The sequence below is a fragment of the Nonomuraea candida genome, from assembly GCF_000725485.1.
Taxonomy (GTDB): domain Bacteria; phylum Actinomycetota; class Actinomycetes; order Streptosporangiales; family Streptosporangiaceae; genus Nonomuraea; species Nonomuraea candida.
The window spans coordinates 30475-45905 of sequence record NZ_JOAG01000056.1 but is presented as its reverse complement, the minus strand read 5'-3'; the positions used below and the strand labels follow the sequence as shown (position 1 = coordinate 45905).

Genomic DNA, 15431 nt, shown 5'->3' with positions numbered 1-15431 from the left:
GCCCGCAGGCTACTCCTGGATGACGGCGTCGCGTGGACCGCCGTAGACCGGGTTGCGGTCGAAGCGCTTGTCCGTGACGAGCAGGCGGATGCGTCCCGGGCCGCGGGCGGGCTCTTCGGCCTCCCAGACGATCCAGTCGTCGCCGACGGGCTCTGTCTGCGTGCGCAGCTCGCCGTAGCCGCCGGGGTTGTCCGGCGCCACCTGCATGATCAGGTACTCGACCTTCAGCCCCCGACGCTCGATCTCCGGCAGGACCTCCCCGACGGTCTTCTCGTCCACCCGGAAGCCGGCCAGCGAGCCGCCCTTCCTGGTCGCGATCCGGTAGTCGGACTCGACCACCTTCAGGTCGTGGGTGGTGTCCGGCACGAGCACGCACGGGGCGACGGGACCGCTCATGAGGTACGTGGTGGTCGCGCGCTCGCTGATCGTCCAGACGAAGGTCTGGCCGGGCCGGAAGAGCCGGGTGTCGATCCGCATCTGCCATCCCGGGCCGGGCCGCTCCCCGGGGATGTTCTCCGGCGGGGAGTACAGGCCGCGCGGAATGTCCTCGACCAGGGTTCCGCGCGGCTCCCTGCACCACTTGCCGGGCGGCGCGTAGTCGACGATGGCCGGCACGTTGAGCTCCGCCAGCCGCCGGGCCAGGCCCTCCTTGTCGCGGAAGTCCCGGATCTGGACGTACACGACGCCGCCGGGCTCCCTCGTGACCGCGTAGGAGGGGGTGCCGCCCTCCTCCAGCAGGCCCGGCCCGACCGCGATGCCCGCGGCGAGCAGCCCCGCGCCCGCCAGCCCCAGGACCAGCCGCCGGACCGGCCGGCGGGCCGGGCGCCGCCGGGGGCGCCGGCGGGCGTCGGACGGGGCCGGCTGCCCGGACCGTTCCGGTTGCTCGGGCCGTTCGCCGGTGATCGTGGCCTGCTCGGATCGCTCCGGCTGTGCGAGCCGCTCGCCGGTGATCGCGGCCTGCTCGGGCCGTTCCGGCTGTGCGGGCCGCTCGCCGGTGATCGCGGCCAGCAGCGCGCGCGCCCCCGCGCCGGAGGGGTCCCCTCCCGGCCTGCCCGGCTCCACCCGGGCCAGCGCACGGGTGATCCCGTCGATGTCGTCGATGTTCCTCACAGCCGCCCCTCCTGCGCCGGGACCAACCGGCTCTCCGATGTGACGTGCACGTCCGCCTCGGCGAGCGCGCGGGCGAAGCGCCGGCGCGCGCGATGCAGCCTGATGCGTACGGCGTTGCGCGACAGCCCGAGCACGGTCGCGATCTGCTCCCGGTCCAGCCCCTCCCAGGCGACCAGGGACAACAGCTCCCGGTCGTTGTCCGGCAGGGCGCGGAAGATCTGCGCGATCGCCGCCAGCTCGACCCCGCTGTCGGGCGCGGCCTGGTAGAGGTCGGCCAGCTCGGCGTCGAGCTCCACGCTGAGGGCCTGGCGGCGGCCCTCGACGCGGTAGTGGTTGGCCAGCACCTTGCGCGCCACGCCGTACAGCCACAGCAGGGCCCGCTCTCCCTCCGGCACCTCGCCGATCCGCCTCCAGGCGATGGCGAAGGTCTCCGCCACGACGTCCGCGGCGTCCTGCGGCGAGTCGCAGCGGCGGGCCGCGTAGGCGGTGATCCGGCCGTACGTCTCCTGGTACACGGACTCGAACCGGGCCGGCTCACCACCCACGGGCCGGTCCCGTGTCAGGGCTTCCCAGCGTTCCCATAGCCGGCTCCTTCATAGCGCTTTTCATGGACAACTGTGCCTATGTAGGGAGCCGGGCCATCATTTCGCGCGGAGATGGGAAATTTCGCCGGTGGATGCCCGGTCAGGTCGCCGTGGCGCAGGCCTGCGCGACCAGGGTGTCCTGCTGGACGTCGCCGCCCGAGACGCCGACCGCGCCGATGACACGACCGGTCTCGTCGGTGATCGGCAGGCCGCCCCCGAACGACACCAGGCCGTCGTTGGTGGCCTCGATGCCGTAGCAGGGGCCGCCCGGCTGGGAGAGCTCGCCGATCACGGCCGACGGCATCCGGAACAGCACCGAGGTCCTGGCCTTCCTCAGCGCGATGTCGATCGACCCCAGCCACGCGTCGTCCATCCGGGAGAAGTGCAGCAGGTGCCCGCCGGCGTCCACGAACGCGATGTTCATGGCCACGCCCAGTTCGGCGGCCCGGGCCAGCCCGGCCTCGGTACGGCGCACGGCATCCTGCAGCGTCAGAGCGGTCATGGTCAGATTCCCCTTTCCCGAGGGTCGGTAACGAGACGCAGCCACCCTGGCCCGCCCGCGCCGCTCCTCGCCAGGACCGCCTCCGCCCGGGCGGGCCGTGCCTGGGAGTGGCACACCCAGGCACGGATGACACCGAATCGGGATACTGAGGGCCATGCGCGAATTGGGAGATTTCCTCCGGGCCAGGCGCGCCGCGCTCTCGCCCCAGGACGTAGGGCTGCCCGCCGGCGACCGGCTGCGCCGGGTGCCGGGACTGCGCCGCGAAGAGGTGGCGCTGCTGGCCGACGTCGGCGTCGACCACTACACCCGGCTCGAACAGGGCCGCGCCGCCGGCGTGTCAGAGGCCGTGCTGTCCGGCATCGCCCGCGCCCTGCGCCTGACCCCCGACGAGCTGACCTACCTGCTGACGCTGGCCAACCCGCCGGCCGGTGCCCGCACCGCCCGGGCCGCCGGCGCCCCGGCCGAGGTGAGCCCGCCCACCCGGATCCTGCTGGACGGCCTGCGCACCAGCCCCGCCCTGGTCCTGGGCCGCCGGATGGACATCCTGGCCTGGAACGCTTTGGCCGACGCCCTCTTCCTGGACCTCGCCTCCCGTCCTGCCCCGCACCGCAACCTGATCCGGCTGCTGTTCCGCGAACCGGGCTTCCGCGAGCTGTACGCCGACTGGGCCGCCGTCGCCGCCGACGCGGTCTCCCGGCTGCGCATGGAGGCCGCCGCCCACCCCAGGGACAAGCGCCTGACCGCCCTGGTCGGTGAGCTGTCCATCCATGACGAGGACTTCCGCCGCTGGTGGAGCGGTCACACCGTCAAGGCCACCGACCAGGGCCGCAAGACCTTCAACCACCCCGTCGCCGGCCCCCTCCACCTCGACTGGCAGGCCCTGCGGATCAACGCCCACCGCGACCAGACCCTGGTCGTCTACACCGCGCCGCCCGACTCTCCCACCGAGCAGGCGCTGCGGTTCCTCCAGGCATGGACGCCCGGCCCGGGGGAGGGGCACCGGACGGACTCCCGGACGGCCACCGGCGCGGGCGGCGCCACGTAGCCCGTCCGTGCCCGGTCACGGTGTGGCCGGGCCCGTGGCTCGTCCGTGTCAGGGCGTGACCGGGCCCGTGGCTCGCCGGGGTCCGGTCACGGTGTGACCGGGCCCCCGTCCACGCCGATCGCGGTCAGCGGCCGGGCCGTCCTGGCCGCCGCCCCCGCCGCGTCCGGCCCGCACGCCGCCGCCACCAGGTGGTCGCCGATCGCGTAGTCGATGGGGTGCGCGACGGGGAGACCGTTCTCGTCGAGCTGCTGGTAGTTGCGCAGGTTGAGGCCGAAGGCGAACCGGCGGTCGCCGCCGGGGTCGGAGAAGGCGAAGGTCTGCATGCCGGGGATGCTCCCGTCGTGCCCCCAGAACCGGCCGCACGGCAGGTCGAGGGGGAAGATCCCGAGACCATAGTCGATCACGGCGCCGGAGAACGCCCGGATGGGCACGGTCTGCCGCATCTCCGCGAGCAGCGCCGGGTCGAGCAGCTCGCCGCGCAGCAGCAGCCGGAAGAAACGGTTGAGGTCCTCCATCGTCGAGGTGACCGCGCCCGCCGTCCAGGCCCAGGACATGTTGTAGACGCTGTAGTCCCTGGGCGGGTCGAAGTAGCCGTACAACGCCTCGTACGCCTTGGAGCTCGGCCCGGGGACGTACGGCGTGCGCGGGAACGACGTGTGCCGCAGCCCCGCCTTCCTGAAGACGTGCTCGGTGATGTACCGCTCGGCGCTCACGCCCGTCACCTTCTCCAGCAGCAGGCCGGCGATGACGGAGTTCGTGTTCGAGTACGCGCCGGGAGTCACCCCCGGCTCCCCGGTCGCGGGCGCGTCGAGCCCGGCCCGCGCCAGCTCCTCGGGCCGGAAGGCGCGGAAGCGGTTGGCGTCCAGGCTCTCGACCGTCGGGAAGATCACGGCGGTGTGGTTGCCGATGTGGCTGGTGTGGTTGAGCAGCATGCGCACGGTGATCCGCTGCCCGCGCTCACCCGGGATCAGGGCGGGCAGGTAGCGGCCGATGGGGGCGTCGAGGTCGATCGTGCCCTTGCCGACCTGCTGTAACACGGCCACGGCGACGAACGACTTGGTGACGCTCCCGATCCGGTGCACCATCCGGGGCCGCACCGGGCGGCGGGTCTCGACGTCGGCGACGCCCGCGGCGCCCTGCCAGCTCCGCCGGCCGTCCGCGACGTTGGAGTAGATGCCGTACATGCCGGCCTCGTGCACCGCGTCCAGCGTCTGGCGCAGCCGCTGCCGGTCGAGGCCGCCGTCCTCGGCGGCGGCCGCGGGGCCCGCCGCGAGCAGCGCGGCGGCCAGGGTCGCGGCTCCCAGCCGCGAGGCGAACCTGCTGAATCGACGAATGGTCATGGCGCCAGCATGAGCCTTCCGGCGGGCCGAGGTCAGTGCGCTGTGTCACCGGTCCCGCATGACAGAAGTCAGCTCGTACGAGACGGCGCCCGCGCGGCGCCGCCGTCGGCATAGCGGCATGGCCCGCTGACCTCACCCCACCCACAGGGCCCGCCGGCCTCACCCCACCCACAGGGCCCGCCGGCCTCACCCCGCCCTCAGGGCCAAGCCCCGGCGCCCCGGCCACCGGCGAGCGGCCGGGGCGCCGCGGCGGCCGTCAGACCGGTGTGCCGGCCGATGAGCCCGACAGTCCCGGCCAGGGTGCTGCTCTCGTCGACGACCGTCTCCGCCACGCCGGTAAGGACGTCCCGCTCCAGGTACCACTGCCGCATGTCGTCGGGGCCGAACCGGGTGCGCTGGGGCCGCGTCTCGTGCCTGCGGAGCGTCTCCTCCCAGGAGACGTCCAGGTAGTAGGCGTGGCTGGTGCCCCGGTGGTCGCGGAACAGCCCCCGCAGCATCTCGCCGTAACGGCTCCGGGCGAGGATGCCCTCCAGCAGGACGTGGTAGCCGGCGTCCAGGGCGTGCCGGCACATGACGTCGAGCAGCCCGATGTTCACACCGCCCGGCTCGTCCTTCTCCCGCAGGATCTCGCGGCGCACCACGTCCTGGGAGATCAGGGCCAGGCCGCGCCGGCCGTACGCTTCCCGCACGGCCCGGGCCACGGTGGACTTGCCCGAGCCGGAGTTGCCGCGGATGACGACCAGGACCGTGTCCGGAGAGCCAGTGAGCACCGTACGACGGTACCGGGCCGCCGCGGCGCGCGGTGGCGGGACGGGGGCGGTAGTTCCGGGGGACTAGGCAGGTCAGTGCCGGTGGGCGATGTGGTGGGGGAGGGGCCGATCCTACGCTCGGGGCCGTGATCAACCGTCTGACCCCGGTCCTGCTCGCCCTGGTGGCCCTGCTCGCCTGGGCGTCCCCAGCCGCCGCGCACGGCCGGGACGCCAAGGCCGACGCGCGGTTCGCGCAGACGATCGCCGGCATGGAGCTCACCGTCGTGGTCCGGGCGAGCCTCCGGGTGCCGGCTCCGCTGCGGGTCGACGTGGTGGCGCACGACCCGGGGAAGGGCGGGCCGGTCGAGCTGGCCGTCCGCTCCGTCGAGGACGGCGGGACGTCCGCGGCCTCCGTACGGATCGAGGCGGGGCGGCCCGGCATGTACCCGGCAGTCCTGCGCGCCGGGAGGGTGGGACCGCACGAGCTGGAGGTGCGGGCGGGCGGGGAACGGTCGGTGCTGCCGTTCACCCTGCTGGTGCCGCGCACGCCACGCTGGGAGGTCGTCGTGTACGCGGCCTTCGCGTGCGGCGCGGTGGCGCTGCTCGGCGCGCTGGCGAGCGCGGCGCTGCGGCGCAGGGGCGCGGCGGCGGGCTTCGCGGGAACGTTCGCGGTGGCGATCGTCGTGGCGTTCACCACCGGGGCGATCTCGCCCTGGTTCGCGCCCGAGGGGGCCCCGGACCCCGGCACGCTCACCCGCCCGAACGCGCAACCGCTGGTGGAGGTGACGCCGGAGCGGCCCGCCCTCCGCTCGGACTACCGGCTGCGGGTGACGCTGTTCGACGGCTCCACCGGGGGCCCGGCGGACGACCTGGCCGAGCACCACGCCGCCCTGACGCACCTCGTCGTGACCAGCGGCGACGGACGCTTCTTCCGGCACGTGCACCCGATCAGGACCGCGCCGGGCGTCTATGAGGTGCGGCTGCGCGCCGAGCGGCCGGGCCGGCACCTCGTGCACGTCGAGTTCGAACGCGCCGGCGCGGGCGGCCAGCTCGTCTCGGGCACGTTCACCGTGCCCGGCCCCGGCGACCGCGACCCGGGGGAGAACCCGGGGGAGAATCCGGCGGCGGTTCCCGCCGGCGCGCCGGTGACCGAGCCCGCGCGCCCGGTGGCCGGACGGCCGCTCCGCCTCACGTACGACACCGGCGCCGCCCTGCGCCCCTGGCTCGGCATGGCGGGCCACCTGATCCTGCGCAGCCAGGACGGCGGCTACCTCGGCCACGTCCACGAGGCCCGCTCCATGGCCGACGCCGCCGCCGCCCGGCCACCGGACGAGTCGGTCGCCCGCTACGGGCCCCGGCTGGAGTTCGTCTTCAGCTTCCCCCGCCCGGGCCGCTACCTGCTCTGGATCCAGTACGCCCAGGACTACCGGATCGTCACCGTGCCCCACGTCATCGAGGTCGCCGCGGACGGGAGCGGACGATGAGGCGCCGCCGGTACGTCCTGCTGCCCGCGCTGCTGATCGCGGCCGGCATCGCCTGGCTCCTCCTAGGCGGCCCCGCCCCCGAACCGGCCGAGCTGCGCGGCCGGAGCGACCGCCACGCCGTCGTGCTGCGCCTGGAGCCCCGGCCCGGCCCCCTCGAAGCGCGCGTCGAGCTCCACCCGGCCTCCCCGGCGGAGGTCTCGATCTTCGCGGTGATGCCGCACATGGGACACACCACCCCCGAGCTCCGGGCCCGGCCCGACGGGCCGGGCCGCTACGTGGCCCGCGGCGAGCTGTTCACCATGACGGGCGCCTGGGAGATCGGCGTCCGCGTGCACGGCGCCTCGGGCACCGACGTCATCAAAGTCACCACACTCGTCGTAGATTAGGAGAGATTTCCCGTGCCTTCCGAACGTCCGCACATCCCCCGCCGCGAGGTCACCGGCGCCTGGTTCCTGCTCCTCGGCTACGCCACGTTACTGACCGGGATGGTCTGGGACGGGCAGTGGCACGGCGACGTCGGGCCCGACGACTTCTGGACCGCCCCCCACCTGCTCCTCTACGCCGGCACCGGCATCATCGGCCTCACCTGCCTGACGGTGGTGCTGCGCGCCACCTGGGCGCGCGGGCCCGCCACCACCACGCCCTCGGTGACGGTGCTGCGCACGTTCCGGGCGCCGTGGCCGTTCCTGGTGGGCGGGCTGGGCGCCGCCGGCAACCTCCTGTACGCCGGCTCCGACCTGTGGTGGCACGAGGTCTACGGCTTCGACATCGCCGCCGGGACCACGCCGTCGCACTTCGGGCTCGGGCTGTCCATCCAGGTCGAGATCTTCGCCATGATCATGGCGTTCGCCGTGCTGCGGCGCACCCGCGCCGAACGCTGGGGCCTGGCCCTGGCCGTCGGCCTGGCCACTCTCGGCTCGACCTCGGCCTTCGGCATGGTGTCGGAGATGATCTTCGCGTGGCTGCCCGGGGTGGCGCCGCGCGTCCTCGGCCTGGGCGCGGCGGCGGCGCTCATCCTGAGCCTGGTCATCGGCCTGACCCGGTCCTGGCACTGGCCCGCCGCGACGGGGCTGACGTTCGTGCTCGTCCAGGGCGGCCTGTCGCTGTTCGCCCCGGCCGCCACCCGATGGTACGCCGAGGCGATCGGCCAGCCGATGCGCGACTACGCCGCCAACATGCCGCAGGCGCTGATCGGGTTCCCGGTCACCTATCCGCTCATCGCGCTGCTGGCCGGCGGCATGACGGCGTGGGCGGTCCGGCGCGCGGTGAGCCCGGTGCGGATCGCGATGGCGGCCGGCGCGCTGGCCGGGATCAACACCGCGCTCTTCTACGGCGGGCTCGGCCTGCTGGAGATGAACCTGGCCGTCACCCTGGCCGCCGTGACGGCCCTGGGCGCGGGGGCGGGATGGCTGGGCTGGCAGTGCGCCGTCCTGCTGCGCCGGTTCGGCGAGCGCGGCCTCGCCGTTCCCCGGGCGGTGGCGGCATGAGGCGCGCCCTGACGGCCCTGACGACCGGGACGGCGGCCCTGGTCGCGATCCTGGCCGCGATCCTGGTCGCGGCGCCGGCCGTGCTGACCCTCGCGGGGCCGGCCGCCGCCGCCCCGTCCCCGGGGCCGGTTACCGCAGCCCCGTCCCCGGGGCCGGCCACCGCAGCCCCGGAGCCGGCCGCGGCGCCGCCGCTGCCGGGTGAGATCGTGCACACCGAGACCGTGCCCATGAGCGACGGGGCGCCGATCACCGTAGGGTTCACGGAGTGGCCGGTCCGCGCCCTGCAGTCCCTCGACTTCACCTTCGAGCCGGCGGGCGGCATCGAGGGGCGCACCGGCCTGGTCACGACCGTGTCGCCCAGCGGCGACCGCAAGGGGCTGAAGGGCATCGTCCTGCAGCGCCGCGGCGATGCCATCGTGCTGCCGCGGCATCCCCGCGCGGAGCGGGTCTGGGGGCTGGACGTCGTCTCACTGCCGGAGGAGGGCACATGGCGGTTCGAGTTCGTCGTGGAGAGAGCGGGCACGACCTCGACGGGGGTCCTGCCGGTGCAGGCGATCGGCCAGCCCGGCCCGCCGCTCGCGGTGAGCTGGACGATCGCGCTGCTGCCGTGGGCGCCGGTGGCGGTGCTGGTGGGGGCCGGCTGGATGCGTACGAGGGGGATCCGGCGCGGCGTGAAGCCGGGCTGGAGTGGCTGAGCGAGAGGGATCCGGCGCGGCGGGAGACCGGGCTGGAGTGGCTGGGCGAGAATCTGCCCGCCCTGCTGCCGCCGCTGGTCGCCTGGCTGCTCGTGCCCGGCGGCGAGCCGGGCGTGCAGCTGGCGCTGGCGGGCGCGCAGACGGCGGCGCTGATGTGCTCGCGCCGCTTCCCGCTCGCCGCGCTGGCGGTGACCGTCGCCCTGGAGCTGGCGCTGATCCTGGTCAAGATGCCCGTCCTGGTGGCGCCGCTGGTCGCCGCGTCCCGCCTCGGGGCCTGGGGCCGCAGCGGCCACCGGGTGCTCGGCGTCGCGGCGGTGCTGGCGCTGCTGGGCGCCGGCCTGCCGGTCACGCTGGTGTCCCTCGGTGACCACCTGCGGGTGGTCGCCGTGTACGCGGTGGCGGCGGTGCTCGTCGTCGGGTTCTGGGCCATGGGACGCGTGGACGGCCGCCGCCGCGACCGCATCCACGAGCTGCAGGCCCGTTCCCGGCGGCTGGAGGCCGAACGCGAGCTGGCCGAGCGCCGCGCGGCCGAACGCGAGCGGACCCTGCTGGCCAGGGAGCTGCACGACATCCTCAACCACTCGGTCACCACCATGGTGGTGGACGCGGAGGCCGGCGCGGACACCCGCGACGACATGGAGGAGACGCTGCGGCGGGTGGCCCGTACCGGCAGGGAGTCCCTCGCCGAGCTGCGGCGGCTGCTCGGCGTGCTCAGGCAGGCGCCGCCTGGGCACGACCCGCTCGCCCCGCCGCCGCGGCTGGACCAGCTCGACGCCCTGGTGGCGGCCATCCCGCCGGGCGGGCCGCGGGCGACGCTGATCCGCTCGGGCGACGTACGCCAGGTCGACACCAGCATCGAGCTGGCCGCCTACCGCGTCGTCCAGGAGGCGCTGACCAACGTCACCAAGCACGCCGGGCCGGTGGACGTGCGCGTGTCGCTCGACTACACCGCCACCCGCCTGACGGTAACGGTCGCCAACGACGTGCCCGCCGTGGCCCCCGCCGGCGGGGGCCACGGCGGGGTGGGACTGATCGGCATGCGGGAACGCGTCGGGCTCCTCGGCGGCACCGTGGACGTGACGGCGGGGCGCGAACGGTTCGAGGTGCGCGCGACGCTCCCGCTGCGGGAGGTCTCGTGACGTGGGGTGATGCCGCCGTTGCGGGAGGTCTCGTGACGTGGGGTGATGCCGCCGCTGGGGGAGGTCTCGTGACGTGGGGTGACGCCGCCGCTGGGGGAAGTCTCCGTGACGCCGGGCGACGCCGCTGGGGAGGGCTTGTGACCTACGGGACGCCGCTGCTCCGGGAGGCGTCGTGACCGCCATTCGCGTCCTCGTCTGTGACGACGAGCAGTTGCTCCGCGAGGCGCTGGTCCGCCTGGTCGGGGCGGCGGACGACCTGACCGTGGTGGCCGCCGTGGGCGACGGCGCCGCCGCCGTGGCCGCCGTCGCGGAGCACCGCCCCGACGTGGTGCTCATGGACATCCGGCTGCCCGGCATGGACGGCATCGAGGCCACCCGCCGCATCGCCGGCGGGCACAGCCGGGTGCTCATTCTCACCACGTACGACCTGGACAGCTACGTCTACGCCGGGTTGCAGGCCGGGGCCAGCGGCTTCCTGCTCAAGGACGCGCCGGGCGAGCGCATCCGCGACGGCATCAGGATCGTCGCCGCCGGCCAGTCGGTGCTGGCGCCCGAGGCGACGACCCGGATGATCGAGGCGCTACAGCCCACCCTGCCCACCGACGCCGACAGGGCCCTGCTCGCGGCGGCTGACCGGCTCACCGAGCGGGAGCGGGAGGTGTGCGAGCTGATCGCCGAGGGGCTGTCGAACGACGAGATCGCCCGCCGGCTCGTCATCAGCCGCTACACCGTGAAGGTGCACGTGTCGAGCATCCTGGCCAAGCTGGGCCTGCCGGACCGGGTGCACGTGCTGCTGTCCTGGACCCGGCTGCGCGGCCTGCGCCTGTCCTGAGCCTCGTGCCAGCCGTACCGCTGGTGCCCCGGGCCGGCCGAACGGGGCTCCCGCCGTTCCGCTGGTGACCAGGCCCGGTTGTACGGGCTCCCGCCGTTCCGCTGGCGATCCGGGCCGGCCGTACGGGCGATCAGTTCGGGCCGGACGGGTCCGGGCAGGGCTCGCTCTGCCGGAGCCGGGCCGACAACCGGGGCAGCGCGAGCCCCAGGAGCACGAGCGCCACGCCGGCCAGCCGGACCGGCGCCGGCAAGGCGCGCTGCTGGACGCAGTCGATGACCACGGCGGACAGCACCTGCCCGCTGATCACCAGCACGGAGGCGCTCATCGCCCCGAGCCGGGGGAACACGTGGCTGTTGACCGCGACGAACAGGGCGCCGAACACCCCGCCCGCGTAGGCGGCGACGGGCGCGTCCGTGACGTCCGGCCAGGTGCGCAGGACGAGCAGGATCGCGCTCAGGAAGGCGAAGCCCACGACGTGGTTCCAGACGGACGCGCGGAACGCGCCCTTCCTGGTGCTGAGCCGCCCGTTGACCGTACGGCTGACGCCGATGAGGACTCCGTTGAGCAGCGCCAGGACGACGAAGAAGAGCATGGTCACGCTCCGCCGAGGACGATGAGGACGCTGCCCGCGAGCACGCAGCCGGCCACAGCCAGGTCCATGGGCTTCACGCGGCGTCTGGGAGTGTGGAGCAGGCCCAGGTGATCGGAGACCGTGCCGAAGAGGACCTGGCCGGTGAGCATCAGCGCGATGGTGCCGGCCAGGGCGAGCTCGCTGTTGACGGCCACGGCCGACAGGACGACGACGAGGGCCCCGGGAATGCCGCCCAGGTAGTACCAGCGCGGCATACGGCCCCCGCCCGGCCCCGGAGCGGCGGGCGGGGTGGCGGTCTGTGCGGCGGCCGACGAGCCGGGAGGGGCCGGCGGGGTGGCGGGTGGGGTACGGCGGGCGACGGTCGCCACCAGGACGAACGCCACCACGGCCCCGATCGCGTGCGCGGCCCAGGAGGCGTACAGGGCGTCGGTGTGCTCGGCGAGCACGGCGTTGGCCTGGGTCATCAGCGTGAGCAGCACACCACCGGCGATCGCGAGCGACCAGTCGAGCGCGCGTGGGCCGCCGGCGTGCGTCCCGCCGGGATCGGGCACGGTCCGGTGATTCATGACGTCCTTTCCGGCAGCCGGCTTCAAGGGATTTACCGTAAACCAAGCGGGCAAAGCCGGGAATTCCGGGCCCTCGGTCACCCCGCCCGCCCCGCCGAGGGGGAGTACCTTCGGGCGGGGCGGGCGAGCCGGGAGAGTACCTCTGGCTGCTCCGGGGGAGAGGCGGGTACCTCCGTCCGTTCCGGAGGAGAGGCGAGTATCTCTGTCCGCTCCGGGCGAGGGGGAGTGTCCCCGCTCGCCCGGTCGAGGTGGCGTGCCTCAAGGTTCGATGTGGGCTCTCATCGACTGCCACGGCGCGGCGTCGAAGATCAGCGTGATCGCGACGATCTTGCCGTCCGTCAGGCGGAAGTGCTCGGCGGTGCGTTGCGTGCCGGCCGGCGTGGCGGTGTGCACGTCGTAGACGAGCGTCGCCTCGGCGTCGCCGTACAGCTCGCTGATGAGATCGACCCCGGTCACGATCGACACGAAGCCCGGCAACGTGGCCAGATGCCCCGCCCGGTCGCCGGAGTCGATGAACGGGCTCTGGAAGCGGAACGGCTCACCCACGTGGGCCGCGGCCGCGGCGATGTCGCCGCGGAAGCGGGCCTCGTGGTAGCCGCGGACGGTGCGGCGGGTCTGGTCCCGCGCGGTCAGGGTCACGGCCGGGACGACCCGGTCTGGCGGAGGTGGTCCGCGAGGCGCTGCTGGTTGGCGGCCAGCCGCAGGCACAGATCGCGGAAGGTGAGCACATCTTCCGGCGAGAAGCCCCGGAACATCGCCCGCATCGCCAGTTGCGAGGGTTTGCGGAACGCCTCGACCCACGCCCGCCCGGCAGGCGTGATCTCGGCCAGCACCGACCGCCGGTCCTTGGGGTCGGGGACGCGGCGGGCCAGCCCGTCGCGCTCCAAGGTGTCCACCAGGCCGGTGACGTTGCGGGAGCTGACCCCGGCGGCGCGGGCGAGGTCGCCGATGCTGATGCCCCGTTCGGTCGCGCTGAGCCGGATCAGCACGTCGAGGGCGCCCGCGCTGACGCCCCGGCCTTCCGAGCCGTGCGCGCGCATCCGTTCGACGGCGTGATAGGCGGTGCGCAGGGCGGCGGCGGCCTCGAAGGCGGGCAGATCGGCCTCACCCTCGGCGAACCGCCCCATCGCGGCCCTGGCCCGCGGATCGTAGAGGAGCCCGTCCTGGTCATGTTCGTAAATATGTACGTCATTCATAATTAACAGGCAGATTAGTACCTACTTCCATATCTCGGCAACAGGGGTGTTCCACAACGCGGGGGGCTTCAGACCGTGGCGAACCCGGTCCGGAGGGCGAACAGGACGAGCTGAACGCGGTCCCGGGCGCCGGTCTTGGCGATTCAGGTTGCCGACGTGGGTCTTGACGGTCGGCATCGACAGGCTGAGACGGTCACAGATCTCCCGGTTGGTCAGCCCTTCGGCGATCAGGGCCAGCACGTCACGTTCCCGCGCGGTGAGCAGCCCCGCCGCCGCCGACGCGGCCCCGCTCCTGCTCCCGGCCACCGGCCTCACCGCGGCCGCCGTCGCCGTCACCCTCCTCGCCATCCGCACGACCAAACTGCGCTAGCCCCCACGCCCCCACCTCACCCGAAACCCGAAGACACACGGACGCGCGGCTCGGCTGCTTCAGGGGAGGAACCCTGAGGACCCGGAACGTCCGTCCCGGCTGCTTCACGCGGGAACCGTGCAGACCCGGACGCCCGGCACGGAGATCCGCGCCATGATCATTCCATGACCTTGTCTCCACGCCTGTCCTCGGTCGTCATCCGCCTCGCCACGGCCGCCGACGCCGGCCTGCTGGCCCAGCTCAACGACTTCGTCCACGCCGGGCACGCGCAGAACCGGCCGGACATCTTCCGCTCCGACCCCGACCCGGGCGAGGTGGCCGCGATCTTCGCGGAGCACCTGGCCGGTGCGGACCGTCAGGTGTTCATCGCCTCCATGTCGGACCGTCCCGCCGGATACGCCATGATGCTCCTCGTCGAGCGGCCGGGCGACGCCCTCATGCGGCCGAGGAACTTCGCCGTCCTGGAGCACCTGGCCGTCGCACCCACCGCGCTCCGGGCAGGCGTCGGCACCGCGCTGGTCGAGGCGGTGCGTACGGCGGCCAGGAACGCCGGATGCTCGCGTCTGCTCACGGACGTTTGGGACTTCAATCAGGATGCGGCGGCCTTCTACCGGGCCGCCGGGTTCACGCCCATGCGCCACGCCCTGGAACAGCCCTTGTGAGGGGTCAGCAGCCCGGTGCGGTGGTGACCGGGCGGCAGGGGGGTGTCGTGCGGTTGCCGGTCCGGTCGGCGGGTGGCGGGCCCGGTGCCGCGCCGGTGAGGCCCTGGCTCGGGGCCGGGGAGTGTGGCGCCGTGGCCTCGTCCGGTGAGCCGCCGGCGGGCGACGACGACGCGCCGGCGCCGGTGGAGGGAGAGGCGCCGGCCGGGGCCGTCGCCGTGGGCACGGGAGCGGGCTCGCCGGCCGGCGTGACCGGCGACGAGACCGCCGGGGTCGCCGACGGCGCCGGCGTGAGCACCGAGCTGGGGGCCGGCGTGGCCGACGGGCCCGGGGACCGGTCCGACAGGAGGACGGACGCCGTGCGCGTCGGGCGGGCGGGACCTCCGGGCTCGGCGCCCTTGTCCCGGTCGGCCGCCGGCTTGGTCCGGGCGGCCTTGCGCGCGGGCCCGCCGGTGAGCTGCTCGGCCACGGTCCGATCGGCCACGGTCTGGTACGCCAGGATGCCGCCCATGCTGATGGCGAACACCAGCCCCGCCGCGACGGCCACCCTGGCCCACGGCAGCCTCCTGCCCGACGCCGCTCCCACCGTGTCCGGCGCCCCGCTCACCGCCTCCGCCGCCGGAATGCGCCGTCCGCCGACCGCGGCCTCCGCCGGGATGGAGCGCTCCCCGGTCGCGGCCTCCACCAGGGCGGAAGACCCGTCGTGTTCCGGCTCCGCGGCGGGGTGTTCCCGCCGGGTCTTCACCGTGTGCAGGCGGACCTTCTCCCCGGTGCGCGCGAGGTAGTGCGTGTAGACGGCGGTGCCCACCGTGGTGCAGGCACTGACCAGCGCCGCGCCGATCACCGTACCGGCGACCCCGAGATACGAGGCCGCGACCGCGGCGGTCAGCGCGGCCAGTGCGCTGCCCGCGATCTGCGGCCCGGTCAACTCGAACTTCCGCTGAACGTCGCCCATGCCCCCGGACCAGTCCCCTTCTTGATCTGTACTTTTGACGAGAGCGACCGCGGGCTCACGACCGCCACGGGCACGCGAGGACGCCGGTCCTCGCCCGGCCTGCTCGATGACCCCGGCCGCAAGCGG

19 protein-coding genes are annotated in these 15431 nt (G+C 74.2%); 8 read left to right on the top strand and 11 right to left on the bottom strand.

Going from position 1 to position 15431, the window contains the following annotated elements:
• Positions 1 to 9: 9 nt before the first annotated feature.
• The 3 genes from IO39_RS51400 to IO39_RS38385 form a co-directional block, all read right to left on the bottom strand.
• Positions 10 to 1110, bottom strand: coding sequence for a hypothetical protein (locus IO39_RS51400; protein WP_052423908.1), 1101 nt, complete (start codon positions 1108 to 1110; stop codon positions 10 to 12).
• Positions 1107 to 1655 carry an RNA polymerase sigma factor gene (locus tag IO39_RS38390; protein WP_043634580.1) on the bottom strand — a complete coding sequence of 183 codons (549 nt, stop codon included), beginning with the start codon at positions 1653 to 1655 and terminating at the stop codon, positions 1107 to 1109. Before IO39_RS38390 ends, IO39_RS51400 begins: the two co-directional genes overlap by 4 nt.
• A 139-nt stretch (positions 1656 to 1794) precedes the next feature.
• Complete coding sequence (locus IO39_RS38385; RefSeq protein WP_043634577.1) at positions 1795 to 2196, bottom strand: GlcG/HbpS family heme-binding protein; 402 nt, start codon at positions 2194 to 2196, stop codon at positions 1795 to 1797.
• 154 nt (positions 2197 to 2350) lie between these two features.
• Between IO39_RS38385 and IO39_RS38380 the strand changes: the two genes are divergently transcribed.
• Entirely contained in the window at positions 2351 to 3241 is an 891-nt protein-coding gene (locus tag IO39_RS38380; protein WP_052423907.1) for a helix-turn-helix domain-containing protein, read from the top strand.
• An 86-nt stretch (positions 3242 to 3327) separates the two neighbouring features.
• On the opposite strand, the gene IO39_RS38375 is transcribed toward IO39_RS38380, so the two are convergent.
• Together IO39_RS38375 and IO39_RS38370 are read right to left on the bottom strand one after the other, a co-directional pair.
• The gene (locus IO39_RS38375; RefSeq protein WP_084774203.1) at positions 3328 to 4581 is read right to left on the bottom strand and encodes a serine hydrolase domain-containing protein; all 1254 of its coding nucleotides are present in this window, start codon (positions 4579 to 4581) and stop codon (positions 3328 to 3330) included.
• Between the two features lie 197 nt (positions 4582 to 4778).
• Positions 4779 to 5351 (bottom strand): AAA family ATPase, encoded by a 573-nt coding sequence (locus tag IO39_RS38370; RefSeq protein WP_052423906.1) that lies wholly within the window; start codon positions 5349 to 5351, stop codon positions 4779 to 4781.
• A gap of 125 nt (positions 5352 to 5476) precedes the next feature.
• Here IO39_RS38370 and IO39_RS38365 point away from each other — a divergent pair, with 125 nt between their 5' ends.
• The 6 genes from IO39_RS38365 (at position 5477) to IO39_RS38340 (ending at position 10967) form a co-directional block, all read left to right on the top strand.
• Positions 5477 to 6814: a DUF8832 domain-containing protein gene (locus IO39_RS38365; RefSeq protein WP_043634575.1), complete on the top strand. Its 1338-nt coding sequence runs from the start codon at positions 5477 to 5479 to the stop codon at positions 6812 to 6814.
• Positions 6811 to 7200 (top strand): hypothetical protein, encoded by a 390-nt coding sequence (locus IO39_RS38360; protein ID WP_043634572.1) that lies wholly within the window; start codon positions 6811 to 6813, stop codon positions 7198 to 7200. The genes IO39_RS38365 and IO39_RS38360 overlap by 4 nt, the downstream gene beginning before the upstream one ends.
• A gap of 12 nt (positions 7201 to 7212) precedes the next feature.
• The gene (locus IO39_RS51395) at positions 7213 to 8301 is read left to right on the top strand and encodes a hypothetical protein (protein WP_052423905.1); all 1089 of its coding nucleotides are present in this window, start codon (positions 7213 to 7215) and stop codon (positions 8299 to 8301) included.
• Positions 8298 to 8996, top strand: a complete 699-nt coding sequence (locus IO39_RS38350) for a hypothetical protein (RefSeq protein WP_052423904.1) — start codon at positions 8298 to 8300, stop codon at positions 8994 to 8996. The genes IO39_RS51395 and IO39_RS38350 overlap by 4 nt, the downstream gene beginning before the upstream one ends.
• The gene (locus tag IO39_RS51390) at positions 8909 to 10135 is read left to right on the top strand and encodes a sensor histidine kinase (protein ID WP_052423903.1); all 1227 of its coding nucleotides are present in this window, start codon (positions 8909 to 8911) and stop codon (positions 10133 to 10135) included. The genes IO39_RS38350 and IO39_RS51390 overlap by 88 nt, the downstream gene beginning before the upstream one ends.
• Positions 10136 to 10307: 172 nt before the next feature.
• Positions 10308 to 10967, top strand: a complete 660-nt coding sequence (locus IO39_RS38340) for a response regulator (RefSeq protein ID WP_043634569.1) — start codon at positions 10308 to 10310, stop codon at positions 10965 to 10967.
• A 130-nt stretch (positions 10968 to 11097) separates the two neighbouring features.
• Here the strand turns inward: IO39_RS38340 and IO39_RS38335 are convergent, their stop codons facing one another.
• The 5 genes from IO39_RS38335 to IO39_RS53425 all read right to left on the bottom strand — a co-directional run bounded on the left by IO39_RS38335 (position 11098) and on the right by IO39_RS53425 (position 13561).
• A complete protein-coding gene (locus IO39_RS38335) occupies positions 11098 to 11559 on the bottom strand; it encodes a DMT family transporter (protein WP_043634568.1) in 462 nt (153 codons plus the stop codon).
• A 2-nt stretch (positions 11560 to 11561) separates the two neighbouring features.
• Positions 11562 to 12125 carry a DMT family transporter gene (locus tag IO39_RS38330; protein ID WP_084774201.1) on the bottom strand — a complete coding sequence of 188 codons (564 nt, stop codon included), beginning with the start codon at positions 12123 to 12125 and terminating at the stop codon, positions 11562 to 11564.
• A 258-nt stretch (positions 12126 to 12383) separates the two neighbouring features.
• Positions 12384 to 12764 carry a nuclear transport factor 2-like protein gene (locus tag IO39_RS38325; protein WP_211267317.1) on the bottom strand — a complete coding sequence of 127 codons (381 nt, stop codon included), beginning with the start codon at positions 12762 to 12764 and terminating at the stop codon, positions 12384 to 12386.
• Positions 12761 to 13321 (bottom strand): MarR family winged helix-turn-helix transcriptional regulator, encoded by a 561-nt coding sequence (locus tag IO39_RS38320; RefSeq protein WP_043634565.1) that lies wholly within the window; start codon positions 13319 to 13321, stop codon positions 12761 to 12763. The genes IO39_RS38325 and IO39_RS38320 overlap by 4 nt, the downstream gene beginning before the upstream one ends.
• A 21-nt stretch (positions 13322 to 13342) precedes the next feature.
• Positions 13343 to 13561, bottom strand: a complete 219-nt coding sequence (locus tag IO39_RS53425) for a LuxR C-terminal-related transcriptional regulator (protein ID WP_439331498.1) — start codon at positions 13559 to 13561, stop codon at positions 13343 to 13345.
• A 294-nt stretch (positions 13562 to 13855) separates the two neighbouring features.
• On the opposite strand from IO39_RS53425, the gene IO39_RS51385 reads away from it, so the two are divergent.
• A complete protein-coding gene (locus tag IO39_RS51385) occupies positions 13856 to 14353 on the top strand; it encodes a GNAT family N-acetyltransferase (RefSeq protein WP_052423902.1) in 498 nt (165 codons plus the stop codon).
• Between the two features lie 4 nt (positions 14354 to 14357).
• Here IO39_RS51385 and IO39_RS38305 read toward each other — a convergent pair whose 3' ends face one another.
• Entirely contained in the window at positions 14358 to 15305 is a 948-nt protein-coding gene (locus tag IO39_RS38305; RefSeq protein ID WP_043634560.1) for a hypothetical protein, read from the bottom strand.
• Positions 15306 to 15431 lie beyond the last annotated feature (126 nt).